Raw genomic sequence first — 26,567 nt, forward strand, 5'->3', positions numbered from 1 at the left:
CTCCAGGGAAGATCATTGCTGCGCGAAGAGGGCTTCGAGCTGCTGCATCATCTGTTCGGAGGTGATCTGTCCGGTCAGCGCCTGCTGCATGGCCGTCTGCCAGGCCGTGTTGACGAATTCCGACGTTGCGGTGTTCTGCGGCAGCACATGGGCGAAGGGCAGGGACTGTACGGTGGCGTCGACGAAGCGGCGCTCATGCAGCGTCCAGTTGGCCGAACCGCTCTTGGTTACGGTCATCTGGCCGGTCGCCTTGTTGAAGGCGACATTGTTCTCGCCCTCGGCAAGGAAGGAGATCCACTTCCAGGCAGCATCCTTCACTTCGGAGGAAGAGAAGATCGCCAGGGATTCATCGCCATAGGAGGTCCAGTGGCCGCCGCCGCATTCCGGCACCGGCACGGCCGAGACCTTGTCGCCGAGCGCCTTGACCATGTCGTTCGACGAGCCGACGTGATGGATGGTCATGGCCGTCGTGCCGTTCTTGAAGGCCGCGGTGATCTCCTGGAAGCCGTCGTTCGGCGCGGACGCGGGAATGACCTTGTCCTTCTGGAAGAGGTCGATCAGCCACTGGTTGGCAGCGATCGCCTGCGGTGTCGTCAGGCCACCCGGCTCGAGCTTGGCACCCTGCGACAGGACGAAGGCGCCCCACTGGTCCCACCCGCCCTTGCCGCCGCGCAGGCCGAAGCCGTAGGTCGCCGGTGCCTTGGTGAGCTTGATGGCCGCATCGCGGAATTCGTCACAGGTCTTCGGTGGTGTCAGGCCGGCGGCTTCGAACAGGTCGGCGCGATAGTAGAGATAGAGCACGACATACTGGATGGGCAGGTAGTATTGCTGGCCGTCCGGCCCCTTGTTGAGCTCGAGAAGGTTGTCGAGCAGGTCGGCCTTGCCGACCCAGCCGTCGATCTTCGCGCCCAGCGGCTCCAGCGCGCCCATTTCAAGCAGGCGCGGCTGGGCGAAGAGCTTCACCATTGCGGCATCCGGCGCATTGCCGCCAACGAGCGCGGTGTAGAGATTGTCGTAGTAGCTGTTCCACGGAACGTTTTCCGCTTCGATCTCGATGCCCGGATTGGCAGCTTCGAACTTCGCGACAAGATCCGCCATCGGATTTTCCGGATTGTCGAAGTGATACCAGAAACGAACGGTTTCCGCCGATGCGGTGCTCGCCAGCAGCGACGTTGCGAATGCGGCACTTACGGCCAGTGTCTTCCAGATTTTCATTGTCTCCTCCTTTGAAAATCGAATTCAGTTTGCACCGGCCATACGCCGGGCATCCGATCCTGCCGCCCGAAGCGCCTCCCGCGCGGCGGCAAGATCGAGCGTGTTCTGCAGAAAACCGTGCGTAACGCCCGGCACCACCGTCAGTGTTTCCTCGCGTCCGAGATGCTTCAGGCGCTCGTGCAGTGCGATGCTGTCGGACAGCAGGGGGTCAACTCCCGCTGCCATCAGGTGGAGCGGTGGCAGGGCCGCAAGCGCCTCGTCCGAGGCGAGCAGGGGACAGGCGAGCGGATCGGCCGAGGCGTCGCGATCGCCGACATACCAATGCCAGTAGCGCTGCATCTTCGCCGTCGTCAGTCCTGGTCCGTTCTCGAAATCCCGGTAGGACTCGGTGCGGAAATCACCGGCATAGGTGCCGTAGAAGAGAAGAGCGCCGGCAACTGGCTGGCGTCCGTTCTTCGCTTCGTGCAGCAGGGCGGCCAATGCGAGATTGGCGCCCGCAGAATCGCCGGACACGATGAGCGAGCCGGCCACCACGCCAAACGGCGCCGAGGCTACGAAGGCGCGGCGGATCGTGGCGATGACATCCATCAGGCCCGCGGGATAGGGATGTTCGGGCGCCAGGCGATACTCCGGCAGCAGCACCGGCAAGCCGGATTCCAGCGCGAGGACGCGGGCGCAACGCTCGTGTGTCTCCGGGCTGCAGAAGGCGAAACCACCGCCATGTACGAAGATGATCGCGCCGGTGCCTGCACCCGGAGGCACCAGCACCTTGAGGCGTACCCGCCCCGTGCCGAGGTCTGCGTCATCAGCGACGAAGGTTTCACCGATCGCCGCCATGGCGGGCAGGTCGACATTCCAGCGCCGGTTGCCTTCTTCCGAAAGTGCGCGGCCTTCGGCGGGCGGAAGGGTCGTCGGATCGACCAGCGGCCCGGTTTCAGCGGCGACGCGCGCAAGCAGCGCCGCCATCTCCGGCGACAGCTGCGACGGGTTCGGCATCGCGCTCATTGGGTCGCGTCCGGAAAGACGTCGGGGCCGAGATCGACGATCGTTGCGATGTGATGGCGCAAGGCGGCGCTTGCCCTTGCCACGTCACCGCTCTCGATCGCCTCGATGATCGAGCCATGCCGCTGGGCGGTCGCCACCAGATCGCGCGGGGTGATGCTGCGCGAGATCTTGAAGCGGTGATTGTGCACCAGGCAGCGATGCAGGATCGGATCGAGCGCCGGAAGCTGCGCATCCTGGAAGATGCGGCGATGGAAATCCCGGTCGAAGGAGGCCAGTTCCAGCTCGTCGCCCACCTTGGCGGCGTCAAGCATTTCGGCAAAGAGCGCCTTGAGATCGCCGACCAGCGTGCGGCTGGGTGCCTGGAGTGTCCGGACGATGCCGCTGCACTCGACCTGCAGGCGCACGCGGAACATTTCGACGGCCTCTGCCTCCGTGCATTCGGAGACCTGCGTGCCGCGATGACCCTGCCGGCGAACCAGGCCCTCTTCCTGCAGTTGCAGCAAGGCCTCGCGCACAGTGCCTTGGCTGCAGGCGAAATGAGCTGCCAGATCCAGCTCGGTCAACGCCGCGCCGGCCGGAAGCACCCCCAGCATGATGTCGCGCTTCAGCGCATTGAAGGTGGCCGCCGACTTGGCGGGCTTGGCCGGGCTGCGGGCATTCGGGGCTGTAGAAAAATACGTCATCGGCGGGCTCTCGGAGTTGCCAATCGTCACTGCTATCATTATTGATATTGATATCGATAATGAAGGTCAAGGGTCGAGTTGGCCTTTTGGAGGAGAAAACCGTGACGGCAATCGCATTGAGGCAGATCCGGAAAACCTATGGCACGCTGCAAGTCATCCACGATGTCGACATCGACATTGCAAGCGGCGAGTTCCTGGTCCTCGTCGGACCCTCCGGCTGTGGCAAGTCCACGCTCCTGCGCATGATTGCAGGCCTGGAGGAGATTTCCGGCGGCATTCTCGATATTGGCGGCAAGGTGGTGAACGCGCTGCCGCCGTCCGACCGCGACATCGCCATGGTGTTTCAGGATTACGCACTCTATCCGCATATGAGCGTACGCGAGAACATGGCCTTCGGCCTGAAGATGCGCGGCACGGCCGACGAGACGATCGACCGCCGGGTATCGCATGCCGCCGACATCTTGAAGATCCAGCCCTTCCTCGAACGGCGGCCGGCGCAGCTCTCAGGCGGCCAGCGCCAGCGCGTTGCCATGGGCCGGGCCATCGTACGCGAACCCTCGGCCTTCCTCTTCGATGAGCCGCTCTCCAATCTCGATGCGGCGCTGCGCGTCGAGATGCGTCTGGAAATCGCCAAGCTGCACAACCGTATGAAGGCGACGACCGTCTACGTGACCCACGACCAGGTGGAGGCGATGACGCTGGCCGACCGCATCGTCGTGCTGAATGCCGGCAGGATCGAGCAGATCGGCCCGCCGCTCGAGCTCTATCATCGCCCGGCAAGCCTGTTTGTCGCGCGCTTCATCGGCAGCCCGACCATGAACACCCTGCCGGCCACGATCGCTGCTGACGGCAGTGGCAGTGCGCTGCGCCTGAAGGAGCGCACCCTGTCGCTGGCAGGCATGGGGGGACAGCCGATGCCCGCCAGCGAGGTCGTTTTCGGCATCCGCCCGGAGGACCTTGTCGCCTGTCCGCCGGAGGAGGCCTGGTTCAGCGGTGAGCTTGCCGTTGCCGAGCGGCTGGGAAGCCAGACCTACGGCTATGTGGAAATCGGCGAAGCGCGCATGCTGACCGTCGAATTTCCGCGCAACACACCGATCCGCGTCGGTGAGACAATCCATGTGCGGCCGAACATGGAGGCCATCCACCTGTTCGATACCGCAACGGGTCTGCGCATCAACTAGGCCGGGGTTCTCGCCCCGGAAACAGGCGATGGTCCAGAGCCTGTCGCGCACCGCCCGTTTGTGTGGCTGGCCGGAAACGCACGATCACGCCCGGCCTCCTGCCCTCCTGCGCGCCACGAGACGCGCCATGACGCACAGAAGCTCGAACATGATCGTCGCACCGGCAAGCGACGTCATCCCGGCCAGGTCGAAGGGCGGGGCGACTTCGACCACGTCCGCGCCGACGATGTTTACGCCCTCGAGCAGACGCACGAGGTGCTGCGCCTCCCGGGTCGAAAAGCCGCCGAGCTCCGGCGTGCCGGTGCCCGGTGCCATCGACGGATCGATGGAATCGATGTCGAACGTGACATAGGTCGGCGCATCCCCGACGATCTGGCGGGCCTCTGCCATCACCGCAGCGACGCCGCGTTCGACGAACTCCTCCATATAGATGATGCGGATACCCTGCTTCACCGCCCAGTCGTGTTCGTCGGGGGCATAGATCGAGCCGCGGATGCCGATCTGCACGGTGCGGCGCGGATCGATGAGGCTTTCCTCGATGGCTCGGCGGAAGGGGGTGCCGTGCGTATAGGGATTGTCACCGAAATAGGTGTCGTTGGTGTCGGAATGGGCATCGAAATGGACAAGGCCCACCGGTCCGGACGCGGCAACGGCGCGCAGGACGGGCAGCGTCATGAGATGGTCACCCCCCACGGCAAGCGGCAGCGCACCGGCCTCGATGACGGTGCGCATGCCGCCTTCGATCAGCTTCAGCGCATCCATGAGGTCGATGGGGTTGATCGGCAGATCGCCGACATCGGCGATGTTGGCGATTGTGAAGGGCTGGGTCTTCGAGGCGTGATGGGTGCTGCGCATCAGGCTTGAGGCGCTGCGCACCTCCCGGGGGCCATGGCGGGCGCCGGCGCGGTTCGTCGTGCCGCCGTCCCAGGGAATGCCGACAAGCGCGATGTCGAGGCCCACGGCGGTCTCGACCGCCGGCAGGCGCATAAAGGTCGAATGGCCGGCGAAGCGTGGTACCTTCGCCGCATCGACGGGTTGGTGGAAGGCGTTCTGCATGGCGGTTTCCTAGTTGAACTCTTGGCGCAGGATGTCGACGATCCGGCTTTCGCAGTCGGCGAGCAACCATTCGCCCTTCTCGGCCGACGATCCGGCAGTCAGGGATAGTACCCCGGATGGCGGCACTTCCTCGGCAGGCTTCGGGTACCGGTCATAGGGTTTGAAGGCCGCGGGACCATCATGCAGCGCCCGGTCAAGATCGACGAGGTCGGGGCGGACCGCCAGCATCATCGAGGTTTCGATCACGCTTGCATGTTCGAGCTCGATGCCGGGATAGCCGTCCGGGAAGATCCTGTCGATAGTCGCAGGCTGTGCCAGTTCCCAATGGTCCATGCGCAGGATCGTGAGGTCACTGGCCTTTTCGCGGCCGATGGCGTCGAGCGCCAGCTCGATCCCCTCGACGGACGGCCAGATATTCTCGTAGTGGCCGTTGAGGACGACGATGCGCCGGATGTTCTGCCGGTAGAGTTCGGTGATCACGTCCCTGACGACGAGCGAGAACGTGTTGGCGGTGAGATTGAGCGTGCCGGGAAAGGCGGGGCCGCCACCCGAGCGTGGCTGCGAGCGATTGCCGTAGGGAATGGTCGGCAGCACGATGCCGCCAACGGCCCGGGCGACGCGTTCGCAGATCGCCGTCGGCAGCGCGACGTCGACATTCACGGCCATGTGTCGGCCGTGCTGCTCCGTCGCGCCGAGCGGCAGAAAGACCGGTGCGCCGGAGGCGACCTTCTCGGCGATTTCGGACCATGTCATTTCACCCCAGAATACGGAATTCTTCATTGTGCTCTCCTTCACAGCATCACCGCGCCACAGTTTGCCCCCAGGCACTGTCCGGTAAACAAGGTCGCCCCGGGGCCGGTGAGGAAGACGACGCTCGCCGCCACCTCCGCGGGGTGCCCGATCCGGCCGAGCGGATTGGCGGTCTCGGCGGCTTTCATATCCATGCTCATGTTCTCGAAATCGAGAAGCGGCGTATCGGTCGGGCCGGGGGCTACGGCGTTGACGAGGATGCGCGGAGCCAGCTCGCGGGCCCAGGATCGGGTCAACGCCAGCAGAGCGGCCTTCGTCGCGCAGTACATCGAGGCGTTCGCGCGTCCGAGATAGGCCAGTTCCGAGACGATGTTGATGATCCTGCCGCCCGCCGGCAGGTGGGGAAGGGCTTCACGCGCGACGAAGATCGCGCCGCGGACATTGACGGCATACATCCTGTCAGCGTGCTCTGCGGACATGTCCGCGAGCGGGACCTCCTCGATGATGCCGGCATTGTTGACGACAATATCGAGGCCGCCGAGCCGGGCGGCAGCGCGCGAGACCGCGTCGATTACCTCCGCCTCGACGGTCAGGTCGCAGCGCAATATCTCCAGATCGAGGCTCGGTGTCGCGCGGTCGAGGCCGATGATTTCGGCTCCGGCCTCCCTCAATGCGATCGCCGCCGCTTTTCCGATGCCGCTGGCTGCGCCCGTGACGATCGCTTTCTTTCCTGCAAGCGGTTTCACCATGGCACCTCTCCCCGGTCTACCCCCAGGGATTGACCCGTGATGTTGGTGGCGCGTTCCGAAGCGAGGAACAGATAGGCCTCCTGCATGTCGTCGGGTTCCATCAGGCCCGCGAGGGCCTGGCCGGCGACAATGTCCGCCAGAAGAGCCGCCTCGTTCGTGCCACGCGCGGCAGCCATCAGGCTGAGCGACCGCATGGATGCTTCCGTGCGCACCCAGCCGGGGCAGACCGCATTGACTCGGATGCCGAGCGGGCCGAGTTCCTTCGCCCAGGTTTTCGTGAGGCCGATGATGGCGTGCTTGGAGGCCACATATGCATCGAACTGCGCCTCGGCGACGCGTCCCCAGATCGATGCCGTGTTGACGATCGCACTGCCCGGCCGCATGCGGGCGATCGACCGGCGGGTTACCGTGCTGGTTCCGATGACATTGATCTCGATGATCCGTCGGAAGACCTCCTCGACACGCTCGCTCTCCGAGACGAGCGGCGTCATGCGCTCGAAGCCGGCATTGTTGATGAGGACATCGATGCGCGGAATGGTCGACAACGCGTCCTGCACGGCATCGCCGTCGGTGATGTCGACCTTGTAGGGCCGGGCGCCGAGTTCCTTTGCCGCGTCGAACACGCCGTCGTCGTCTGCAAGAATGTGGACGTCGCCGCCACGGGCGGCAAACCCCCTGGCGACACCCAGGCCGATGCCGCGGCTCGCCCCCGTGACGAGCACGGTTTTTCCCTGGAATGAAAGGTTCACATCATGTCTCCCGTTTCGTTGCGGATGAGGTGGAGAACGTGGTTCCGCAGCGCGAAGAATTCGGGCAATTCGCGGGATTCGAGCGTACGATCGGTGCCGAGCCTTGCGGCGACATCGATATCCGCGACCACCCGGGCAGGGCGGCGCGAGAACACGATGATGCGGTCGGCCAGGAAGACGGCCTCTTCCACATCGTGCGTCACGAAGATGATTGTCTTCTTCTCGCGGCTGTGGATCCGCCGGAGCTCCACCTGCAGTCGCTCGCGTGTCAGGGCGTCGAGCGCGCCGAACGGTTCGTCCATCAGCAGCACGTCGGATCCAGCGGCAAGGGACCGTGCGATCGCCACCCGCTGCCGCATGCCACCGGAAATGCGGTTCGGGTAGGCGCCGGCGAAATCCTCGAGGCCGACGAGGCGAAGATAGTGCCGGGTGCGGGCCGTCTTTTCCTCTTTCGTGAGATCGGTCCTGTAGCGCATGCCGAACTCGATGTTGCCTTCGACCGTCAACCAGGGAAAGGAGGAATAGGACTGGAACACCATGCCGCGCCGCCGGTCGGGTTTGTCGATGATCTCCCGATCCAGCCGCACACAGCCTTCCGTCGGGGTATCGAGGCCGCCGGCCATGCGCATCAGGGTCGTCTTGCCGCAGCCCGACGGGCCGAGGAAGACGACGAACTGGGTGCGCTCGATGGCAAGGCTCGTACGGCTGACGACGTTGACCGGCCCGAAGACCTTCGTGATGTTGTCGAACTGAAGGTAGTCTTGCATGGTCGGCCTCACAGGTAACGGAACAGGCGCCGGTGCGCGAGGCGCAGCAGCTGGTCGGTGATGAGCCCGATCAGGCCGATGACGACGACCCCCGCAATGACCTCCGGTGTTTTGACGAACCGACGCGCAGACCAGATGACGTAACCTATGCCGGAATCGGCGGCGACGATCTCCGCGATGATGAGATATGTCCAGCACCAGCCGAGGGTGATGCGCAGGTTGTCGACCAGCGACGGCGCCATGGCGCGCAGCGCGACATCGGTCATGACGTGGCGGGAGTTCGCACCGAGCGTCCTTGCGACCTCGACGAACTCGTTCGGCACGCGGCGCATGTCATCGGCGACGAAGAGAACGAGCTGGAAGAAGGTGCCCAGCCACAGGAGGAAGATCTTGGTCGGCTCGCCGACGCCGAACCAGATGATCGACAATGGTACGAGGGCTGGGACCGGCAGGTATCGGATGAAGTCGACGATCGGTTCGAGGGCGGCGCCGACGATCCGGTAGCTGCTCATCAGGATGCCGATCGGAATGGCCATCACGGCCGCAATCAGGAAGGCGCCCCAGACCCGGGCGGCGGAGACCCCGGTGTGATAGAGCAGCGACTGCTGCGTGAACATGCTCCACAGGGCCGTGAAGACGCGGCTTGGCGCGGGGAGAAACTGCGAGCTGATCAGTCCGGTTCGGGCGGCAATCTCCCAGATGGCCAGCAGCAGAATGGCCGCGGCGGCTCCGACGAGTGCTTCCACGAACGGCGTGGCCCGGCCTCTGAAGACGAAAAGGTTCTTGAACATGGGCAAACCAGGGCAAAGAGAAGGGGCCTCGGCACCTTGGCAGGCGCCGAGTAAAGGCCTTCCGGTTTCCGGAGCGTTACGGAGTGGCGGGCAGTGTGCTGATGATCGAGTTGTCGATCTGCTCGCTTGCCACGAGCTTGTTGTCGGCTGCGCCGTTCTCCAGGTTCAGGTCCATGACGGTATCGAAGACGGTGCCGAGTTTGCCGAGCGTGCCGCCGGTGCCCATATAGTCCCGGGCCTGTGCCAGGGTCGTGTAGGCGAGGCTGCCCTTCACGATGCCGGTCACCTCATCGGGTGTCAGCCCGAACTCGGGAGCCACCATTTCCGCGAACTGCTGCGGTTCGGCGTGGATGAAATCGACGGCTTCGTAGATGCAGGCGAGGAAGGCCGCGTACTTCTCGGGTGAGGCCTTGAGATCGTCGTTGCGGGCGATGATCGCGTCGACGATCAGGCCGGGATAGTCCTTGGAGGTCAGGAACTGCTTGGCGCCGGGGCGGCTGGAATTTGCGATCGCCTGCGACATGAACGGCTCGTAGGTGGCGACGGCGGCGATGCTTTCATCGGCAAAGACCGCCGCGGTGTCCGCCGAGGCGATATCCTTGAGGCTGAGGTCGGCGAGCGACAGCCCGGCTTCCCGCAAGGCCATCTGCAGGAGCAGCCGCGCCGGGATGTTGGGTTCGGCAGCGATCGTCTTGCCCTTGAGGTCGGCGACGGTCTTGATCTTGTCATCGGCAATGATGCCGTCGCTTCCGACGGATTCGTCAATAATACCGATGATGATGCCAGGCGTGTCCTTGTCGCGCGGGCGCCCCTGATATTCGCCGACCGAGCGCATCTGGACCTCGATGTCCCCCCGGGTCATGGCGGCCATCACATTGGCAAGGTCGTCTTCGAAGCGGATGGTGACGTCGAGATCGCGCTTGGCAAAGCACTCGTTCTTGATGGCGACATGCACGGGGGCAAAGCCAAGCCAGGTGGGCGTGAGTATCCTGATTTGCTCGGCACTGTGGGCCGCCGATACAGTCGTAAGAGACATGGCTGTGGCTGCAGCCAGCTTGAAGATGGCGTTCATTGTCGATCCCCTTGTTTGTTATGGGGGCAGATTTGCCATTTCATGCATTGAAGTAAATCAAATTGTTTGCAATGTTGCATTGAAAATTACCGATGTATGGGTATTTGCAATGCGCCGCCTCGACAATATTGATATCCGCCTGCTGCGGGTCTTCGTCGCCCTTGCGGATGCGCGGGGCTTTGCCGATGCGCAGATCGCGCTCAACCTCTCGCAATCCACGCTGAGCACCCATCTCGCGGAGCTGGAAAAGCGCATCGGCGCACAGCTGTGTTTTCGCGGGAAACAGCAGTTCCGGCTGACGGAGATCGGCCAGGCGACCTATGATGCGGCGCAGAAACTGTTCCTCGACCTCGACAATTTCACGCTGCGCGTCAGTTCCGCCACGGGAAATCTCTCGGGGCGGCTACGGGTCGGGGCTTCCGACGGGATCTATACGAGCGAGCAGCTGGGGCTGCATCGCGCCATCGACCGCCTGCTGGCGGGTGGTGCGGATGTCTTCATCGAGCTGACGCTTGGAACGCCTTCGGAACTGGAGCAGATGGTTGCCGATGGCGAGCTCGACGTTGCGATCGGCCCGTTTTCCCAGAAAGCCCCGAGCGTGACCTATATCGACTTCACGTCGGAGCCCCATTCGCTCTATTGCGGGGCGAAGCATCCGCTCTTTGGCAAGAAGGACAGCGACATCGACCTGCGTGATATCGAGAACAGCCGCTTCTCCGTTCGGCGCTACCGCTACTTCGACGATCTCTATCTGGTCGGCCATCCGCGCGCGAGCGCCTCGGTGGTGGAAATGGAGGGGCAGGCCATGATGCTCCTGTCGGGCCATTTCATCGGTTTCCTGCCCTGCCACTTTGCCGCGCCCTGGGTGAAGGAGGGCCGTCTTCGCGCGTTGAAGCCGGCGAGCTTCGATTTTTCCTCGATGCATCGCATCGCCTACCGCACGCAGAACGGTTCCAGCCCGATCATCCTGGCCTTCCTGGAGGCGGTTCGTATCGCGAAAAACGATGGACCGTGAGTGAGGGGATAGCCGAGCCGGCATCGCCTCTCTGATCTCAAAAATCGGGGAAACTCGGCTGGCGTCTTAGATGCTCGAGAAAGCGGGATTGCAGCCCGCTTGGCAGCCAGTTTTCACGCATCGTGATGCCGATGGTGCGCATGCCGAGCCGTGCGCGCACATCTTCTGCGACGGGGATGAGGCTCAACAGGTTTTCGCGTTCCTCGATGGCAATCTGCCGGCGGGAGAGCATGGACAGGCGATCGCTTTCCAGGATGATGGCGCGGGTCAGGACGAGCGAACTGGTTTCGATGCTGGCGCGCGGCGGCGCGGACGAACCTTCGAACAGGGCATCGAAGGCCGCGCGGATGGGTGTACCCGGCCGCTGGGCCACCCATTCCTGTTTTGCGAGATCGTCGAGTGAGGCGCCCGTCGCGCCACCTGCGAGGAGCGGGTGACCCGGCCGGCCGACGATTGCATAGGGATCGTCGAACAGTGCCTCCGTCCTCAGGCCGGCAAGATCGCTTCCCGAGCGCAGCGCGCCGATGAGAATGTCGCTCGCGCCGATGCGCAATTGCTGGGAGAGGAGTTCATAGGAGCCGTCGGTGATCTCGATCCGAGCATTGGGATAGGCTGCCAGCAGCGGGTTGATCGCGCGGGCGAGCAGCAAGGTGCGAGCAAGCGGCAGGCTTGCGATCTTGATGCGCCCCTCCATACGGCCTTCGAGTTCCCGCAGTTCGTCAACGGCCTGTTCGAGTTCGGTCAGTGCCACGCGCCACCGCATGGCAAGCCTGTGCCCGACCGCGTTCGGCGCCACGCCGCTCGGACCCCGCACGAAGATCGTCTTTCCGACATTCGCCTGCAATTCGTGGAGGATCCGGTGCAGCGCGGTCGGCGAGCTGCCGCCGCTGCGGGCGGCTTCCGTTATGGAGCCGCGGCCGGAAAGCGCGATCAGCGCCTCGATCTGGCGAAAGCCGATGCGCACCAGCGCCTTGGAGATCAGGGCCGGGTCGCGCTGTGAACTGGCGCCGAGCGCCTGACCGAGGGCGGCAGTGAGCTGGTCATCCATGCGGCGCAATCGGGCGAGCAGCACCGTGCCAGCCGGCGTCGGCTGGCTGCCGGCGGCATAGCGGTCGAGGAGCCGTGCGCCAAAGCGGGCCTCGATGCCGGCCAGCGCCACCGTGACAGACGGCTGGGAGACGTTCAGCTGCGCAGCGGCACGGTTGAGGCTGCCCATCTCGCAGACCTGCATGAAGACGCGCAAGTGGCGGAGGTTGAGGTCGGTGGCGATCATGCAATCTCTAGAATCAGATTCGCAAAAAGCTATAACACGGCACAGCTTTCGTATTAGCACTTGGGATACGATCGATGCCAGTGTTGCCTCGAAAATTTGAGGAGCATGGATATGCAGAACAAGACCGGACTCGTCGTCAGCGCACACTCGGCGGATTTCGTCTGGAGGGCCGGTGGCGCGATCGCGGCGCACGCAAGGCAGGGCTACGACATCACTGTCGTCTGCCTGTCGTTCGGGGAAAGGGGCGAGTCGGCAAAGCTTTGGCGCAAGCCCGGCATGACGCTCGAAGCCGTTAAGGCGGACCGCCGCCGCGAGGCGGAAAACGCCGCGCGGGCCCTCGGTGTCCATGATATTCAGTTCTACGATCTCGGGGACTATCCGATGCAGGTCACGCCGGAAGCCTTCGATCGGCTTGTCGATCTCTATCGTGCGCTCCGACCGGAGTTCATGCTGACGCATTCCCGGCAGGACCCGTACAATTTCGACCATCCGATGGCGACCGAGTTCGCCCAGCACGCGCGGGTCATCGCGCAGGCGCATGGCCACAAGCCCGAGGTGCCGGTGCTTGGCGCGCCGCCCGTCTACCTCTTCGAGCCGCACCAGCCCGAACAGTGCAACTGGAAGCCCAATTTCCTGCTGGATATCAGTGCGGACTGGGAGAGGAAACTGGCAGCAATCAAGTGCATGGAGGGGCAGGAGCACCTCTGGGAATATTATACCCGGGTTGCCCTGCAGCGCGGCGTGCAGGCTTCACGCAATTCGGATCACAAGATTGTCCATGGCGAGGCTTATGAAGCGGTGTTTCCGCATGTGACGGGCACGCTCGGTCATGGAGCGCTGGCATGAGCGTGGTCTATCGCAACATCGAGCGTGCACCGCTCGACATCGTCGACGGTCTTGCGGCATGCGGCGTGGCGACGGTGCACGAGGCCATGGGGCGCATCGGCCTGATGCAGTCCCATCTGCGTCCGATCTGGCGCGGCGCGCGCATTGCGGGTACGGCGGTGACGGTCTCCATTCCACCGGCGGACAACTGGATGATTCATGTCGCTGTGGAGCAGTGCCGGGAGGGCGACATTCTCGTCGTTGCCCCGACCTCGCCCTGCGATGCCGGCTATTTCGGCGAACTGCTCGCAACCTCGCTTCAGGTGCGCGGTGTGCGCGGCCTGGTGATCGAGGCCGGTGTTCGCGATGTTGCGGAGCTTGAGGCGATGGGCTTTCCCGTCTGGTCGCGGTTCGTGTCTGCGCAAGGCACGGTCAAGGCGACGCTGGGCTCCGTCAACGTTCCGATCGTCTGCGCCGGTGCCGCGATCGCGCCCGGCGACGTCGTCATCGCTGATGACGACGGGGTGATGATCGTTCCGAAGGCCGGGGCGGAGGCGGCGCTTCAGGCCTCGCGAGCGCGGCTCGACAAGGAGCAGCAGACACGCGTGCGGCTCGCTGCCGGTGAACTCGGGCTCGACATCTACAGGATGCGCGAGGCGTTGGCGGCCAAGGGGCTGACCTACCTCGATTGATCGAAGCCGGGAAAGGGGGAGGAACCTTTTTCCGCAAGGGAGGACGAATGACCACGATTGCTTTCATCGGCTTCGGCGAGGCGGCGCAATCCATCGCCGGCGGCCTTGCTGGTCGCAAGGCTGCAAAGCTTGCAGCCTATGATCTGCGCTTTGCAGATCCGGCGGCGTCCGCCGGCCTGCGTGACCGGGCCGCGCAGCGCGGTGTGGAGCCGCTTGCCGACATCGCGGGCATTGCCACGGCGGATGTCGTCCTGTCGCTCGTCGTCGGCTCTGCGACACGGGCCGTCGCCGCTTCGGCAGCACCGCATCTCTCCGAACGGGCGATCTTCATCGATCTCAATTCGGTGGGCCCCGACACCAAGGCGCTTGCCGCCGGGGAAATCGCGACCGGCCGGGGAAGCTTCGTCGAAGGGGCCGTCATGGCTCGCGTCCCTCCCTATGCCGAGAAGGTGCCGATCCTCGTCGCCGGCGCACGGGCGGGCGAGGCGGCTGAACGGCTGAACGCGCTCGGCATGAATCTGGAGGTCGTCGGCGAGACGACGGGCCAGGCCTCGTCGCTGAAGATGATTCGTTCGGTCATGATCAAGGGCGTGGAAGCGCTGTTGATCGAAGCGCTATCCTCCGCGGAGCGGGCGGGCGTGACCGAGCGCATCCTTGATTCCGTGCAGGAAACCTTTCCTGGGCTCGACTGGCGACAGGTGGCGGACTACTACCTGTCGCGAACCTTCGAGCACGGCGCGCGCCGCGTGACCGAGATGACCGAAGCGGCCGAGACGATCGAATCGTTCGGCCTGGAGGCTTCCATGTCACGGGCCGCCTGCAAGACCATCGCCGCCGCCCATGCGGCGATGAAGGACCAAGGCCTTGCCGTGGCCGACGGATACCGCGGTTTCGTGCCGATGATGGCGCGCCGCATGGCAAAGGATCTCTGAGATGGACGGTATTTTCCAGTCGCTCGGCGTCATCTTCAGCTTTTCGGGTCTGGCGGTCCTCATCGTCGGCGCTCTGCTCGGAATCGTGATCGGCGCCCTACCGGGCCTCGGCCCGTCGATCGGGCTCAGCCTTCTCATCCCCTTCACCTATAATCTCGGCCCAGAGCTGAGCATGCTCATGATGATCTCGCTCTACACCTCGGCCGAATATGGCGGGTCGATCAGCGCAATCCTTCTTTCGACACCCGGAACGGCGGCGGCGGCCGCCACCGCCATCGACGGTTATGCCATGGCGCGCAAGGGCAAGGCCAACGAGGCGATCTCGATCTCGCTGACCGCATCGACCGTGGGGGGTGTCTTCGGTGGGCTGGCCCTGCTGCTGCTGGCCATGCCGCTTGCCTCGCTCGCCCTGAAGTTCGGCCCGGCGGGCTACTTCGCCGTCGGCGTGTTCGGCCTCACCTCGGTGGCAGCCCTGTCCGGTGGTTCGCTGGTGAAGGGCCTGGTCTGCGCCGCTTTCGGGCTTGCACTGGCGACAATCGGGATCGATCCCATTGCCGGCACGCCGCGTTTCACCTTCGGCCTGTTCGAGCTCTACGAAGGCGTCCCCTTCCTTGCCGCGCTCATCGGCCTCTTTGCCGTCTCTGAGGCGCTCGTCATGATCGAGAGCCGCGTTGCCGCAGCGCCCATCATCAAGGACAAGGTCGGTCATGTCTTCATGTCGGGCGCGCTCTGGAAGGAGACCTGGCGCTCCATGCTGTCGGGCTCGATCATCGGCACCCTGCTCGGCATCCTGCCCGGCGTCGGCGGCAACATCGCCTGCTGGGTGGCGCGGGACTATGCCCGGGCGCGCGATCCGCACCCGGAGGAATATGGCCATGGCTCGGCCAACGGCATTGCTGCCCCGGAAGCCTCCAACAACGCGACGGTCGGCGGTGCGCTCGTTCCGCTGCTCGCACTCGGCGTGCCGGGTTCACCCACGACCGCCATCATGGTCGGTGCGCTGATCATGCATGGCCTGCATCCAGGACCCCAGCTCTTCACCGAAGCGCCGTCGCTGGTCTATGCGATCCTCTTTGGCACGATCATCGCATCGCTGGTGCAGTATGCCGCGGGCTCGCTGTTTCTGCCCCTGATGGCGCGGGTGATGCGCCTGCCGGATGCGGTGATCGCCGTCGGCATCATGGCCTTTGCCGTGCTCGGTGCCTTCGCCATCCGCAACCTGATGTTCGACGTCTACCTGATGCTCGGCTTCGGCGTCGTCGGCTACCTCATGAAGAAGCTGCGCTTCCCTGTCGCACCGATCATCCTTGCCATGGTGCTCGGCTATCTCGTGGAATCGAACTACCGGACCGCGTTGGTGTCCTCGCAGGGCGACTACACGATTTTCATCACTGATCCCGTCAGCCTGCTGTTCCTCGTTCTCAGCCTCGTCAGCCTGCTGACACCGCTGTGGCGCCGGCTCCAGGCACGTCGCATGCGCCGGCTCGACGAAACCGCAAACGGCGCCTTGCGCTAGATACTCAACAAACTGGAGGAGAAGACATGACGATCAACAGAAGAACATTCGGCACGCGCATGGCAGGGGCTGCTCTTGGACTGGCGCTTGCGCTTTCGAGCGTCGCCCTGCCGGGCCCTGCCGCCGCCGCCGGCTTCCCGGAAAAGTCCGTGACACTGGTGGTCTGGGCGGGCGCTGGAGGGGCGCTCGATACCTATGGCCGCAAGCTTGCCGAACTCCTGGAAAAGGAGTCCGGCTGGACCGTGAAGGTCGACAACCGGCCGGGCGGCAGCGGTGCCGTCGGCGTGTCCCAGATCATGACCCAGCCGGCGGACGGTTACAACATCCTCGTCTTTACGGGAACGCTGACCTTCGGCATCGCCCAGGGACTCATTCCCTTCGAACTCAAGGACTTCCGCATGCTGCGCGCCATGCAGTCTGAGCCGTCCTCGCTGGCCGTATTGTCCGATAGTCCCTACAGGTCGGTCGGCGACTTCGTGAAGCACATGAAGGACAATCCGAACGGGCTGAAGGTCGGCGGCCATGCGCCCGGCGGCTTCCACCAGTACATGCTTTACCAGCTGATGAAGGCGGGCGGCTTCGAGAGTGGCTGGATCCCGCACGACGCTTCCGGCAAGGTGACGCTCGCCCTGCTTGGCAAACACATCGACGCGGCGATGATGACCCCCTCGACCGGCCTGGCGCAGGTCAAGAGCGGCGACATCAAGCTTCTGGGCATCTCCACCGAGAAGCGCAGTGACTTCCTGCCCGACGTGCCGACTTTCAAGGAGCTCGGCTACGACATCGAGGGGGCGGTCTGGCGCGGTATCGCCGTGAAGGCCGGAACGCCGGATGACGTCGTCGATACGATCCAAGCGGCCGTGGACAAGGTTACGGCCTCCGAGGACTGGAAGAAGTTCCAGACCGAACAATTCCAGGATAGCCCCGACTGGAAGGAGGAGGAATTCACCAAGCGCGCGGAAAGCGATCTCGCCAACCAGCTCGAATTCCTCAAGGCGAACGGATACGCCCAATGACTAACCAGGCTTCGGTTGTTCCGGGCTCGAACCTCTCCCCCGCATCGGGGGGAGAGGCGCCCCGCCGGCACTTCTGGCAGAACCTCGTGGCCGCTTGTGTGTCACTGGCGTGGAATGCGGGCTTTCTCTTCATGAGCCTTGCGCTTCCGGCCGGCCATTCGCGGGGCGATGTCGGGCCGGGTTCGCTGCCGATGCAGGTGTCTATCTTCGGTCTTGTCGTCTCGGCGGTCTATCTCGTGCAGGTGTTGCGCGGCGTGGATCTCGGCGGGGCGAGCGAGCGGATCGACATAGCGCGCGTGACAGGCCTGCTCGGCCTCTTCGTCGCAGCGGTGCTCAGCGCGAACTGGATCGGGCTCGCCCTTTGTCTCGGCATCGGCACAGGCGTTGCGACACTGCTTTTCCCCGGTGAAAAGCCGTTGGTGCGGGCGGTTGCGACGGGGGGCGGCTTCTGGCTGATCGCCTGGGGCTTGTTCGGCAAACTGCTGGAGCTGCCGCTTCCCTGACCGGGCGTGCTCCGGTTCCTTGATTTTTACCGCATTCTCCGACGCCGAAGCGGTGCCGCTCCGGCTGGAGATGCCCTCGACCGATAGGAGAAACGGACATGACGCCGGATGGCATCCCCTGCATGATGATGAGAGGCGGCACGTCAAAGGGGGCCTACTTCCTTGCCGATGACCTGCCTTCGGACCCGGCGGAGCGCGATCGGCTGCTTCTGCGCATCATGGGTTCGCCCGATCCCCGCCAGATCGACGGCATCGGCGGTGCGGATCCCCTGACCAGCAAGGTGGCCGTGGTGCGGGCCTCGGCGCGGCCGGGCTTCGATGTCGATTTCCTGTTCCTTCAGGTCTTTGTCGACCAGCCGCTCGTCAGCGACAGCCAGAACTGCGGCAACATCCTCGCCGGCGTCGGCGCCTTTGCCGTCGAGCGCGGGTTGGTGCAGGCCGACGAAGGTGAAACCACCGTTCACATCTACATGGAGAACACGGCGCAATCCGCCGTGGCGCGCATCCGCACGAAGGCCGGCCGGCCCGTCTATGCCGGCGACGCGCGCATCGACGGCGTGCCGGGATCGTCGGCACCCGTCTACCTTGCCTTCACGGATGCCGCCGGTTCGAGCTGTGGGGCCCTTTTGCCGACCGGCTCGGCCGCGACGGAAATCGACGGCGTCACCTGCACGCTAATCGACAACGGCATGCCCGTCGTCGTGATGCGTGCCGCGGATTTCGGCCTGACGGGTTATGAAAGCCGCGAGGAACTGGAGGCGAACGTGGACGCCAAAGCACGTATCGAACGCATCCGGCTCGCCGCAGGTCCCTTGATGAATCTCGGCGATGTCGAAAAGAAGTCCGTACCCAAGATGACGCTCGTCGCTCCGCCGACGGGTGGCGGAGCCATCATGACGCGCAGCTTCATTCCCCACCGCGTTCATGCGTCCATCGGAGTGTTCGGCGCACTCAGCGTGGCAACGGCCTGCATGTTCCCCGAAAGCCCTGCCGCCGCCCTTGCCGTGCTGCCAGAAGGGGACGCCAAGACAGTTGCCGTCGAGCACCCGAGCGGCAATATGGAAATTCTCCTGCGGCTGGACGGTAAGGCTCCCGGAGGATTGGGCGAGTGCTCGTTCCTGCGTACCGCTCGCAAGCTTTCCGACGGCCGGGTGTTCGTGGAATAGCGCTCCATCGCCTCGCGCGGTCGCCTCCATCGTTTCAAATGCTGCTTGCCTCCCCGGGACGTGGTGACAATCTGGCTGAAGGATAATGGTGTGCCAGGCGTGTCGCTTCATGTCGAGCCGGAGCCTGGGCTTTCATAGGTCGCGAAAGAGCTTGGGGCGCTCCGGCTTTCGACTGCCGGGGCAGCGGCCGCCGATGTCGCCAGCGTGATGTGCGCCAATCTCGCAGCAATCCAGGTTGCGTTCCTGTCTCGATAGGTCGCTGGCTGTGGAAGCACGGGCTCTTCCGGAAGCTCGCCTTCGTCTTGCCGACGGCGATGGACCGGCCTCCAGCATTTCGGTTCCTGCCAGCGCAGTCGCCGCTCCTACGGCTGGACATTCAAGCCGGTCGCGGGCTAGACGGGGTGTCTGGATTCGTCGATGGCGGATGCGATAGGCCGGCAGCGGTGGGGCACGTGGCAGTTACGATCAAGGACATTGCTAGGCAGGCCGGCGTTTCGACGGCGACGGTGTCGAAGGTCCTGAACCGGAAGGATTCGGTGATCGGGGACGAGACACGCCAGAAAGTGCTGTCGCTTGCGCGGGAGCTGAACTATACGCCGAATTCGCTAGCGCGTTCGCTCGTCACGCGCAAATCGCATGTCATCGGCATCATCGTTCCTGATATCCTCAATCCATATTTCACCGAACTGGTGAGGGCGTGCGACGATGCGGCCCGCCTGCGCGGCTATACGACTCTCGTTTGCAATTCCGAGGGCATAGCGGAAATCGAGACGGCGCATCTGACCTCCTTCGGTGGGCATCGTGTGGATGGGGTGCTGCTTGCTGCCAGCGACGTCATTCCCGATACAGAGCTTCTCGATGCCCTTCGTATCCCTTTTGTCTGCATGGACCGGGAGATCGGTCCGGTGGCGCGGCTCGTTGCGACGGTCGATACGGACTATCGGAGCGGCGCATTGCAGGCGACACGCCATCTGATCGAGAAAGGTCATACCCGCATCGCCTTCCTGAGCGGCGCGCCGCATCGGTCGAACACGCAGATCCGCCTTTCGGGCTACAAGGATGCGCTGGCCGAGGCCGGCATCCCCTTCGATGCGGAACTTATCCGCTGTAAGGAATTCCAGCATCGGTTTGGCCATCAGGCGACGCTGGATCTGCTTGATCGCACCAATTTCTCCGCGATCTGCTGCATGAACGACATGCTGGCGATTGGTGCGATGGTGGCATTGCGTGAGCGCGGCAGGCGCGTGCCGGAAGATTGCGCGGTAATCGGGTTCGACAACATCTACCTCTCTCCGCTGCTTGAGCATCCGCTCTCGACGGTGGACAGGCGCATCGCACATTCCGGGCGCGTCGCCACCAATGCCCTCATCGATTTCCTCGACAATCCGGACCGCAAGGGCGATGCCATAACGATCATGCCCACGGTCGTCAGCCGGACCACGACATAGCCGAAAGTACAGGAGATCGAGACGGCGTTCAGGAGCCGTTCCGAGGTGGCGCCGTGCAGGCCGCGGCGAATGCGAAATCGTGCCGTTCTCCCGTTCCAGACAAGGTTGTTTAGCGTGCGCTTTGGGAGACCTTGACGAGGCGGGTTTCATCAAAGTACACGTTTACCTACGCTTAGGTACACGTTTAACTAAAGCGAAAACGACCAGAATCTGATTGACAACAGATATCCTGGTCGTCATTTGTATAGACATTACGATCAGCCTCGCCGGTGCTGCATGCTCCGGCCTCCAGGGAGGGGAATGACAATGCTGAAACATCTGATGGTGACGGTCGCATTGGCGGCAATGACGACCGGCGTGATCGCTGCCGACTTCAATCCGGCCATCGTCTACGGAACGAGTGGCAAGTTCGACAAGTCGTTCAACGAGATGGCCTATACAGGTGCGGAGAAATTCAAGGCGGACACCGGCTCCAGCTATCGCGATTTCGAAGCGCAGGCGGACTCCCAGGCGGAGCAGGGGATTCGCAACTTCGCAAGCCGGGGCTTCAGCCCGGTCATCGTCACGAATTTTGGCTACAAGGACCAGTTGGCCAAGGTCGCCAGGGAGTTCCCCGACACTGATTTCGTGATGCTCGACGATGTTGTGGATTTGCCCAATGTTCGCTCCATCACCTTCAAGGAAGAGCAGGGCTCCTATGTGGTCGGCCTGATCGCGGCGCTTTCCTCCAAGAGCAAGGCGGTGGGCTTCATCGGCGGGATGGATATCCCGATCATCCGCAAGTTCGGCTGCGGCTATGCGCAGGGCGCGGCCGCCGGTGGTGCGACGAACATCATCCGCAACATGACCGGCACGACGAATGCTGCCTTCAACGACCCGGTCAAGGGCGGCGAAATCGCGGCGTCTCAGATGGGGCAGGGGGCGGATGTGATCTTCGCTGCGGCCGGCGGAACGGGTATCGGTGTCCTCCAGAAGGTCGCGGATGCCGGAAAGTTCGCGATCGGCGTCGATTCCAATCAGAACTACATGCATCCCGGCGTCATGCTGACCTCCATGGTCAAGCGTGTCGATGTTGCGGTCTACAACGCATTGAAGGATGCCAAGGACGGCAAGTTCACTGGCGGGGTGCACTCGCTGGGGTTGGCGGAAAACGGTGTCGACTGGGCGCTGGACGAGCACAACCGCGGCCTGATCACTGCGGATGTCGAGGCTGCGGCCAAGAAGGCGAAGGAAGACATCGCCGCCGGCACCCTCAAGGTCCACGACTACATGTCGGACGACAAGTGCCCCCTTTAAGGGGCAATGGGCGGGCGCCTCGGCGCTCGCCCGGTCGAGGCCGTCTGGAGGGAGTCATGAAGGCAGAAATCAGCTCCGCGCAGAATGTTCTGGAGCTCATCGGTATCGCCAAGAGCTTTGGCTCGGTCGTTGCGAACAAGGATGTGACCCTTTCGGTCAAGACCGGCAGCATTCATGGCATCGTCGGCGAGAATGGCGCCGGGAAGTCGACCCTGATGTCCATTCTCTACGGCTTCTATCAGGCCGATTCCGGTACGATCCGCATCGATGGCAAGGACGTCGGGATTCCCGACAGCCGTGCGGCGATCGCCCATGGCATCGGCATGGTCCACCAGCATTTCAAGCTCGTCGAGAACTTCACGGTTCTGGAGAACATTGTCCTCGGTGCGGAAGAGGGTCCCTTTCTGCCCTCCAGCCGGCGTAAGGCGCGCCTCGAACTTCAGCGCCTTGCAAGGGAATACGAGCTGCAGGTCGATCTCGAGGCTATCACGGAAGACCTTCCCGTCGGCGTCCAGCAGCGTGTGGAAATCCTGAAAGCGCTCTATCGCCAGGCGAGAATCCTGATCCTTGACGAGCCGACGGGTGTGCTGACGCCAAGCGAGGCCGATCATCTGTTCCGGATCCTTCGGCGGCTTCGCGATGAGGGCAAGAGTGTCATCCTCATCACGCACAAGCTGCGCGAGATCATGGATGCGACGGACACGGTGTCGGTGATGCGGCGTGGCGAGCTGATCGCCACCGCCCCGACTGCAACCATGACCAAGGAGAGCCTCGCGGAGCTTATGGTCGGCCGGCGGGTCCTCCTGCGTGTCGACAAATCACCTTCCAGGCCGGGACAGGTTGTCTTCGACGTGAAGGGACTGAACGTTCGCGATCAGCGCGGCGTGCGTATGGTCAAGGATGTCTCGCTTTCAGTCCGTGCCGGGGAAATCGTCGGCATTGCGGGGGTTGCCGGCAATGGCCAGACGGAGCTTCTTGAAGCGCTGGCGGGCAACCGTGTGCCGGATTCCGGTACGGTCCTTCTCAACGGCAGGGAGATTGCCGCCGACCCGTTCAAGCGCCGTGCAGCTGGGGTCGCCCATGTGCCCGAGGACAGACATGCCATCGGTCTCATCCTGTCGTTCCCGCTGCGGGAGAATGCGAGTCTCGGCTATCATCGGCGCCCGGAATTCGGCACGAATCCGATGCTGAAGCGGTCGCAGCTCCAGCACTACGCGCAGGATTACATTTCCGACTACGACATCCGTCCGCCCAATCCCGATCTTCGCACCTCGCTCTTTTCAGGCGGGAACCAGCAGAAGATCGTGCTGGCGCGCGAGATCGAGCACGATCCCGAAATGTTGCTGGTCGGCCAGCCGACACGGGGTGTCGATATCGGTGCCATCGAATTCATCCATCGCAGGCTGATCGAGTTGCGCGAGCAGAACAAGGCGATCCTTCTCGTGTCCGTGGAACTCGATGAGATCAGAGCGCTCTCCGACCGCATCCTCGTCATGTTCGATGGTGCGATTGTCGGGGAGGCGAGCCCGGATGCCTCGGAGCGCGAACTGGGACTGCTCATGGCCGGTGTCACGCAAGAAGATCAGGGGAGAGCCTAGGTGGCCAGCGTTTTCAACATAAAGCAGATCGTCGATTTCGCGGTCCTGCCGCTCATGAATGTCGCCGTCGCCCTGCTGATATCGGGGCTGGTGGTGCTCTTCGTTGGGCAGAACCCACTGGAGGCGGTGGGCTATCTCGTCAGTGGTGCGCTGGGCTCGGGCGAAGGGATCGGCTTCACGCTCTACTTTGCCACCAGCTTCATGTTTACCGGGCTTGCAGTGGCGGTAGCGTCCCATGCCGGGCTTTTCACGATCGGTGCCGAGGGGCAGGCCTATCTCGGCGGTCTCGGCATTGCGCTTGTGTGCCTGGCGCTCGACCGCGTCGTCCCCTGGTATGTGACACTTGTGCCGGCGGCCGCAGCCGGAATGTTGTTTGGCGCCGCATGGGCATTCATTCCTGCCTATCTCCAGGCCAAGCGCGGCAGCCATCTCGTCATCACGACAATCATGTTCAACTTCATCGCCTCGTCGATCATGATCTACGTGCTCGTCAACGTGATCAAGGAACCGGGCAGCATGGCGCCGCAGACGCGCCTCTTCGAGAGCGGTGGCCTTGTGCCGAAGCTGGGCGACGTCCTGCCCGTCAATATCGGAACCGCGCCGCTGAATGTCAGCCTGTTCATCGCCATCGCCGCGGCGGTTTTCGTCTGGGTGCTTATCTGGAAGACGAAGCTGGGTTTCGAGATCAGGGCGACGGGTGCAAATCCGGCAGCCGCCCGCAATGCAGGCATCAGCTACGTCAAGATCACCATCGTCTGCATGCTGATATCCGGGGCTCTCGCGGGGCTCGCCGGCATCAATATCCTGATGGGCGATCTCGGCAAGCTTCAGCTCGATTTCCCGGCAGGCATCGGCCTGGTCGGGGTCGCTGTCGCCCTGATGGGCCGCGGCCACCCGGTCGGGATCATGGTCGCGTCGGTTCTTTTCGGCGTCCTCTATCAGGGTGGTGCGGAAATCTCCTTCTGGATGCCGAACATCACGCGCGAGCTCATCATGCTCATCCAGGGGCTCGTCATTCTCTTTGCCGGGGCCTTGAGCCTGATGTTCCGGAGTTCGGTCTATTCCCTGGTCGATCTCCTTCGTTTCTCGAAGCCGGAGGCCTGAGCGATGCAGGAGTTCATGTCCACGGTCATTCTTCTCCTGGGTTCTACGCTTCGTCTGTCCGTGCCGCTCATTCTGTGTGGGCTGGCCGGTCTCTTCTCCGAACGTTCGGGCGTTTGGGATATCGGTCTTGAGGGAAAAATGCTGTTTGCGGCTTTTGCCGCCGCCGCCGCAGCCTACCAGTTTGATTCCGCCTGGGCGGGGTTGTTCTTCGCGATCCTCGTTGCCGTGCTTCTCAGTCTTGTTCACGGCTTCGCCTCCGTGACGCATCACGGCAACCAGATAATCTCCGGGGTCGCGATCAACTTCATTTCGTCCGGACTGACCGTCCTTCTGGCGGTAGGGTGGTTTGCGCTTGGCGGCAGGACGCCGCAGCTGCAGCCGGGCGCGCGGTTCCCCACGATCGTGTTTCCATTTGCCGAAGAAATGCGTTCGGTTCCCGTCATCGGTACGATCTATGCCGATCTGATTTCCGGCTATAACATCCTTGTCTATGTCGCTTTCGCCGCGGTGCCCGTGACATGGTGGGTGTTCCACCACACGCGGTTCGGCCTTCGCCTGCGCGCCGTCGGTGAAAACCCCGCGGCCGTCGATACGGCCGGCATTTCCGTCGATTGGCTTCGCTACAGGGCCCTGCTTTGCGGTGCGATCCTGTGCGGCATTGCAGGAGCCTATCTGTCAGTTGCCCAGTCTGCGGGCTTTGTCCGGGAAATGTCGGCGGGGAAGGGCTACATGGCGCTGGCGGCATTGATCTTCGCCAAATGGCGTCCCGTCCCCGTCCTTTTCGCCTGCCTTCTCTTCGGCTTCCTGGAAGCCCTCTCGATCCGCTTCCAGGCCTTCGATTTCGGGTTGGGGCCGGAGCTTTCGACACAAATCGTCCAGTCTCTCCCCTATGTCCTTACGGTGGTTCTGCTGGCCGGCTTCATGGGCCGCGCCATCCCCCCAAAGGCCGGCGGCATACCTTATACGAAAGAGCGTTGAATGACCGAACGTATTATCATTGATTGCGACCCTGGCGTTGACGATGCGGCCGCTATCTTGCTGGCCTTCGGGTCGAGCGAAGTCGAGATCCTCGGCATCACAGCGGTTGCCGGCAATATCCCCCTCGAAAAGACGGAGGCCAATGCCCGGCTGATCTGCGAGCTTGCCAACCGGACGGATATTCCCGTCTTCCAGGGTTGCGGGCGCCCGCTCCTCTACCCGGCCCGCGCCGGTGTCACCGTGCATGGCATGGATGGACTGGGCGATATCGGCTTGCCGAAGCCCGCCTCGGCGCCGGCTGCACGCACCGCCGTCCAGTTCATCATCGATCAGGTTCATGCTGCGCCGGGCGATGTGACCCTGGCTGTGCTCGGTCCGATGACGAATATAGCGGTGGCGCTCTCGGTCGACCCCGGCATAGCGCCTCTGATCAAGCGCATTGTCTTCATGGGCGGTGCCGCCTTCTGCCCGGGCAATATCAAGGAACGCGCGGAGTTCAATTTCTATTTCGATCCCCACGCCGCCCAGGCGGTCATGGCGTCCGGCATCCCGATGGTCATGTTCGGTCTCGATGTCACGCACAAGGCGATCATCACACAGGAACGGACGGAACGGTTGAAGCGCCTTGGCAGGATCGGCAGCACCATTGCCGACATGCTGAACGCCTACGGTGCGGGCGACCCCTGCCTGCACGACCCCTGCGTCATTGCCTATCTCATCGAGCCGGAGATCTTCTCCGGCGTCGAAGGCTTCGTCGAGGTGGATTGCGTATCGTCGCTCGCAATCGGCCAAAGCGTCGTCAGCTTGACCGAGCGGGAGCTTGCAGGACGGGCACCGAACTGCCTTGTCATGACGGAAGTCGATCATGACCGGTTGTTCTCTCTCCTGGAAGAGCGCTACCAGCGGGTGGAGCTGGAGGCATCGTAACCGCCCTGTGTCAATCAGGTAGGACCTGTCGGACATGAAACGGGCTGAAGCTCTGGATGATCGTGCTTCCTTCCGTTGGTTCTGCAGCTTCTCCAGATCGGAGCAAACGCCAGAGCGCACCGCCTTCGTTCGCCCTCGCCTGAGCCTTGTCGCTCATGGTTTGGACAAATCCCTGTTTGATATGCTCACCGAAACGCGAAACTCCTCCCACAGCCATTGCGCCAGATCGCACAGACGCCAGCGAACGACGCCGTCGAGAT

Annotated in this window: 27 protein-coding genes; 16 read left to right on the forward strand and 11 right to left on the reverse strand. The window is 63.3% G+C overall.

What is annotated here, in order from left to right:
- Positions 1 to 12: 12 nt before the first annotated feature.
- The 3 genes from AKG11_RS28815 to AKG11_RS28825 are packed head-to-tail and all read right to left on the reverse strand — an operon-like array spanning position 13 to position 2,903.
- Positions 13 to 1,215, reverse strand: coding sequence for an ABC transporter substrate-binding protein (locus tag AKG11_RS28815; RefSeq protein ID WP_050746416.1), 1,203 nt, complete (start codon positions 1,213 to 1,215; stop codon positions 13 to 15).
- 24 nt (positions 1,216 to 1,239) lie between these two features.
- Positions 1,240 to 2,220, reverse strand: a complete 981-nt coding sequence (locus AKG11_RS28820) for an alpha/beta hydrolase (RefSeq protein WP_050746417.1) — start codon at positions 2,218 to 2,220, stop codon at positions 1,240 to 1,242.
- Entirely contained in the window at positions 2,217 to 2,903 is a 687-nt protein-coding gene (locus AKG11_RS28825; RefSeq protein ID WP_023514957.1) for a GntR family transcriptional regulator, read from the reverse strand. The genes AKG11_RS28820 and AKG11_RS28825 overlap by 4 nt, the downstream gene beginning before the upstream one ends.
- Positions 2,904 to 3,004: 101 nt before the next feature.
- Here AKG11_RS28825 and AKG11_RS28830 point away from each other — a divergent pair, with 101 nt between their 5' ends.
- Entirely contained in the window at positions 3,005 to 4,084 is a 1,080-nt protein-coding gene (locus AKG11_RS28830; RefSeq protein WP_088016592.1) for an ABC transporter ATP-binding protein, read from the forward strand.
- 84 nt (positions 4,085 to 4,168) lie between these two features.
- Here the strand turns inward: AKG11_RS28830 and speB are convergent, their stop codons facing one another.
- The 7 genes from speB to AKG11_RS28865 form a co-directional block, all read right to left on the reverse strand.
- Positions 4,169 to 5,140 carry an agmatinase gene (gene speB / locus AKG11_RS28835; RefSeq protein ID WP_050746419.1) on the reverse strand — a complete coding sequence of 324 codons (972 nt, stop codon included), beginning with the start codon at positions 5,138 to 5,140 and terminating at the stop codon, positions 4,169 to 4,171.
- A gap of 9 nt (positions 5,141 to 5,149) precedes the next feature.
- On the reverse strand, positions 5,150 to 5,920 hold the full coding sequence (locus AKG11_RS28840; protein ID WP_050746420.1) for a creatininase: 771 nt from the start codon (positions 5,918 to 5,920) through the stop codon (positions 5,150 to 5,152).
- An 11-nt stretch (positions 5,921 to 5,931) separates the two neighbouring features.
- Complete coding sequence (locus AKG11_RS28845) at positions 5,932 to 6,639, reverse strand: SDR family NAD(P)-dependent oxidoreductase (RefSeq protein WP_050746421.1); 708 nt, start codon at positions 6,637 to 6,639, stop codon at positions 5,932 to 5,934.
- Complete coding sequence (locus AKG11_RS28850) at positions 6,633 to 7,388, reverse strand: SDR family NAD(P)-dependent oxidoreductase (RefSeq protein WP_050746422.1); 756 nt, start codon at positions 7,386 to 7,388, stop codon at positions 6,633 to 6,635. The genes AKG11_RS28845 and AKG11_RS28850 overlap by 7 nt, the downstream gene beginning before the upstream one ends.
- On the reverse strand, positions 7,385 to 8,155 hold the full coding sequence (locus tag AKG11_RS28855) for an ABC transporter ATP-binding protein (RefSeq protein ID WP_023514963.1): 771 nt from the start codon (positions 8,153 to 8,155) through the stop codon (positions 7,385 to 7,387). Before AKG11_RS28855 ends, AKG11_RS28850 begins: the two co-directional genes overlap by 4 nt.
- An 8-nt stretch (positions 8,156 to 8,163) precedes the next feature.
- The gene (locus tag AKG11_RS28860; RefSeq protein WP_050746423.1) at positions 8,164 to 8,946 is read right to left on the reverse strand and encodes an ABC transporter permease; all 783 of its coding nucleotides are present in this window, start codon (positions 8,944 to 8,946) and stop codon (positions 8,164 to 8,166) included.
- Positions 8,947 to 9,022: 76 nt separating this feature from the next.
- Positions 9,023 to 10,018 (reverse strand): ABC transporter substrate-binding protein, encoded by a 996-nt coding sequence (locus AKG11_RS28865; RefSeq protein WP_050746424.1) that lies wholly within the window; start codon positions 10,016 to 10,018, stop codon positions 9,023 to 9,025.
- 109 nt (positions 10,019 to 10,127) lie between these two features.
- Between AKG11_RS28865 and AKG11_RS28870 the strand changes: the two genes are divergently transcribed.
- Positions 10,128 to 11,033 (forward strand): LysR family transcriptional regulator, encoded by a 906-nt coding sequence (locus AKG11_RS28870; RefSeq protein WP_024270745.1) that lies wholly within the window; start codon positions 10,128 to 10,130, stop codon positions 11,031 to 11,033.
- Between the two features lie 37 nt (positions 11,034 to 11,070).
- Here the strand turns inward: AKG11_RS28870 and AKG11_RS28875 are convergent, their stop codons facing one another.
- Positions 11,071 to 12,306: a LysR family transcriptional regulator gene (locus AKG11_RS28875; protein ID WP_050746425.1), complete on the reverse strand. Its 1,236-nt coding sequence runs from the start codon at positions 12,304 to 12,306 to the stop codon at positions 11,071 to 11,073.
- Between the two features lie 111 nt (positions 12,307 to 12,417).
- Here AKG11_RS28875 and AKG11_RS28880 point away from each other — a divergent pair, with 111 nt between their 5' ends.
- The 14 genes from AKG11_RS28880 to AKG11_RS33880 form a co-directional block, all read left to right on the forward strand.
- Complete coding sequence (locus tag AKG11_RS28880) at positions 12,418 to 13,152, forward strand: PIG-L deacetylase family protein (RefSeq protein WP_024270746.1); 735 nt, start codon at positions 12,418 to 12,420, stop codon at positions 13,150 to 13,152.
- Positions 13,149 to 13,823, forward strand: a complete 675-nt coding sequence (locus AKG11_RS28885) for a 4-carboxy-4-hydroxy-2-oxoadipate aldolase/oxaloacetate decarboxylase (RefSeq protein ID WP_050746426.1) — start codon at positions 13,149 to 13,151, stop codon at positions 13,821 to 13,823. Before AKG11_RS28880 ends, AKG11_RS28885 begins: the two co-directional genes overlap by 4 nt.
- Positions 13,824 to 13,870: 47 nt before the next feature.
- On the forward strand, positions 13,871 to 14,755 hold the full coding sequence (locus AKG11_RS28890; RefSeq protein ID WP_050746427.1) for an NAD(P)-dependent oxidoreductase: 885 nt from the start codon (positions 13,871 to 13,873) through the stop codon (positions 14,753 to 14,755).
- 1 nt (position 14,756) lies between these two features.
- Entirely contained in the window at positions 14,757 to 16,271 is a 1,515-nt protein-coding gene (locus AKG11_RS28895; RefSeq protein WP_050746428.1) for a tripartite tricarboxylate transporter permease, read from the forward strand.
- Between the two features lie 26 nt (positions 16,272 to 16,297).
- Complete coding sequence (locus tag AKG11_RS28900; protein WP_023512340.1) at positions 16,298 to 17,287, forward strand: tripartite tricarboxylate transporter substrate binding protein; 990 nt, start codon at positions 16,298 to 16,300, stop codon at positions 17,285 to 17,287.
- Positions 17,284 to 17,790: a tripartite tricarboxylate transporter TctB family protein gene (locus tag AKG11_RS28905; protein WP_023512339.1), complete on the forward strand. Its 507-nt coding sequence runs from the start codon at positions 17,284 to 17,286 to the stop codon at positions 17,788 to 17,790. Before AKG11_RS28900 ends, AKG11_RS28905 begins: the two co-directional genes overlap by 4 nt.
- 98 nt (positions 17,791 to 17,888) lie before the next feature.
- Positions 17,889 to 18,956: a 4-oxalomesaconate tautomerase gene (locus tag AKG11_RS28910; RefSeq protein ID WP_050746429.1), complete on the forward strand. Its 1,068-nt coding sequence runs from the start codon at positions 17,889 to 17,891 to the stop codon at positions 18,954 to 18,956.
- Between the two features lie 452 nt (positions 18,957 to 19,408).
- A complete protein-coding gene (locus tag AKG11_RS28915; protein WP_050746430.1) occupies positions 19,409 to 20,404 on the forward strand; it encodes a LacI family DNA-binding transcriptional regulator in 996 nt (331 codons plus the stop codon).
- 306 nt (positions 20,405 to 20,710) lie between these two features.
- Positions 20,711 to 21,700, forward strand: coding sequence for a BMP family lipoprotein (locus tag AKG11_RS28920; RefSeq protein WP_050746431.1), 990 nt, complete (start codon positions 20,711 to 20,713; stop codon positions 21,698 to 21,700).
- Between the two features lie 56 nt (positions 21,701 to 21,756).
- Positions 21,757 to 23,298 (forward strand): ABC transporter ATP-binding protein, encoded by a 1,542-nt coding sequence (locus AKG11_RS28925; protein WP_050746432.1) that lies wholly within the window; start codon positions 21,757 to 21,759, stop codon positions 23,296 to 23,298.
- 54 nt (positions 23,299 to 23,352) lie between these two features.
- Positions 23,353 to 24,402 carry an ABC transporter permease gene (locus AKG11_RS28930; protein ID WP_050746436.1) on the forward strand — a complete coding sequence of 350 codons (1,050 nt, stop codon included), beginning with the start codon at positions 23,353 to 23,355 and terminating at the stop codon, positions 24,400 to 24,402.
- A gap of 15 nt (positions 24,403 to 24,417) precedes the next feature.
- Positions 24,418 to 25,380, forward strand: a complete 963-nt coding sequence (locus AKG11_RS28935) for an ABC transporter permease (protein WP_371260163.1) — start codon at positions 24,418 to 24,420, stop codon at positions 25,378 to 25,380.
- Complete coding sequence (locus AKG11_RS28940) at positions 25,381 to 26,307, forward strand: nucleoside hydrolase (RefSeq protein ID WP_050746434.1); 927 nt, start codon at positions 25,381 to 25,383, stop codon at positions 26,305 to 26,307.
- A gap of 34 nt (positions 26,308 to 26,341) precedes the next feature.
- The coding region (locus tag AKG11_RS33880) for a transposase (RefSeq protein WP_245290297.1) at positions 26,342 to 26,567 on the forward strand (226 nt) is incomplete at its 3' end.

This window comes from Shinella sp. SUS2, from assembly GCF_001262505.1.
Lineage (GTDB): Bacteria > Pseudomonadota > Alphaproteobacteria > Rhizobiales > Rhizobiaceae > Shinella.

What these genes read in the sequence shown, in the direction of transcription:
- AKG11_RS28855 (WP_023514963.1), bottom strand. Translation starts at nt 8,155, where the DNA reads ATGCAAGACTACCTTCAGTTCGACAACATCACGAAGGTCTTCGGGCCG.
- AKG11_RS28890 (WP_050746427.1), top strand. Translation starts at nt 13,871, where the DNA reads ATGACCACGATTGCTTTCATCGGCTTCGGCGAGGCGGCGCAATCCATC.
- AKG11_RS28900 (WP_023512340.1), top strand. Translation starts at nt 16,298, where the DNA reads ATGACGATCAACAGAAGAACATTCGGCACGCGCATGGCAGGGGCTGCT.
- AKG11_RS28920 (WP_050746431.1), top strand. Translation starts at nt 20,711, where the DNA reads ATGCTGAAACATCTGATGGTGACGGTCGCATTGGCGGCAATGACGACC.
- AKG11_RS28865 (WP_050746424.1), bottom strand. Translation starts at nt 10,018, where the DNA reads ATGAACGCCATCTTCAAGCTGGCTGCAGCCACAGCCATGTCTCTTACG.
- AKG11_RS28840 (WP_050746420.1), bottom strand. Translation starts at nt 5,920, where the DNA reads ATGAAGAATTCCGTATTCTGGGGTGAAATGACATGGTCCGAAATCGCC.
- AKG11_RS28825 (WP_023514957.1), bottom strand. Translation starts at nt 2,903, where the DNA reads ATGACGTATTTTTCTACAGCCCCGAATGCCCGCAGCCCGGCCAAGCCC.
- AKG11_RS28885 (WP_050746426.1), top strand. Translation starts at nt 13,149, where the DNA reads ATGAGCGTGGTCTATCGCAACATCGAGCGTGCACCGCTCGACATCGTC.
- AKG11_RS28860 (WP_050746423.1), bottom strand. Translation starts at nt 8,946, where the DNA reads ATGTTCAAGAACCTTTTCGTCTTCAGAGGCCGGGCCACGCCGTTCGTG.
- AKG11_RS28880 (WP_024270746.1), top strand. Translation starts at nt 12,418, where the DNA reads ATGCAGAACAAGACCGGACTCGTCGTCAGCGCACACTCGGCGGATTTC.
- AKG11_RS28870 (WP_024270745.1), top strand. Translation starts at nt 10,128, where the DNA reads ATGCGCCGCCTCGACAATATTGATATCCGCCTGCTGCGGGTCTTCGTC.
- AKG11_RS28895 (WP_050746428.1), top strand. Translation starts at nt 14,757, where the DNA reads ATGGACGGTATTTTCCAGTCGCTCGGCGTCATCTTCAGCTTTTCGGGT.
- AKG11_RS28815 (WP_050746416.1), bottom strand. Translation starts at nt 1,215, where the DNA reads ATGAAAATCTGGAAGACACTGGCCGTAAGTGCCGCATTCGCAACGTCG.
- AKG11_RS28935 (WP_371260163.1), top strand. Translation starts at nt 24,418, where the DNA reads ATGTCCACGGTCATTCTTCTCCTGGGTTCTACGCTTCGTCTGTCCGTG.
- AKG11_RS28910 (WP_050746429.1), top strand. Translation starts at nt 17,889, where the DNA reads ATGACGCCGGATGGCATCCCCTGCATGATGATGAGAGGCGGCACGTCA.
- AKG11_RS28930 (WP_050746436.1), top strand. Translation starts at nt 23,353, where the DNA reads ATGAATGTCGCCGTCGCCCTGCTGATATCGGGGCTGGTGGTGCTCTTC.
- AKG11_RS28925 (WP_050746432.1), top strand. Translation starts at nt 21,757, where the DNA reads ATGAAGGCAGAAATCAGCTCCGCGCAGAATGTTCTGGAGCTCATCGGT.
- AKG11_RS28820 (WP_050746417.1), bottom strand. Translation starts at nt 2,220, where the DNA reads ATGAGCGCGATGCCGAACCCGTCGCAGCTGTCGCCGGAGATGGCGGCG.
- AKG11_RS28875 (WP_050746425.1), bottom strand. Translation starts at nt 12,306, where the DNA reads ATGATCGCCACCGACCTCAACCTCCGCCACTTGCGCGTCTTCATGCAG.
- AKG11_RS28905 (WP_023512339.1), top strand. Translation starts at nt 17,284, where the DNA reads ATGACTAACCAGGCTTCGGTTGTTCCGGGCTCGAACCTCTCCCCCGCA.
- AKG11_RS28940 (WP_050746434.1), top strand. Translation starts at nt 25,381, where the DNA reads ATGACCGAACGTATTATCATTGATTGCGACCCTGGCGTTGACGATGCG.
- speB (WP_050746419.1), bottom strand. Translation starts at nt 5,140, where the DNA reads ATGCAGAACGCCTTCCACCAACCCGTCGATGCGGCGAAGGTACCACGC.
- AKG11_RS28845 (WP_050746421.1), bottom strand. Translation starts at nt 6,639, where the DNA reads ATGGTGAAACCGCTTGCAGGAAAGAAAGCGATCGTCACGGGCGCAGCC.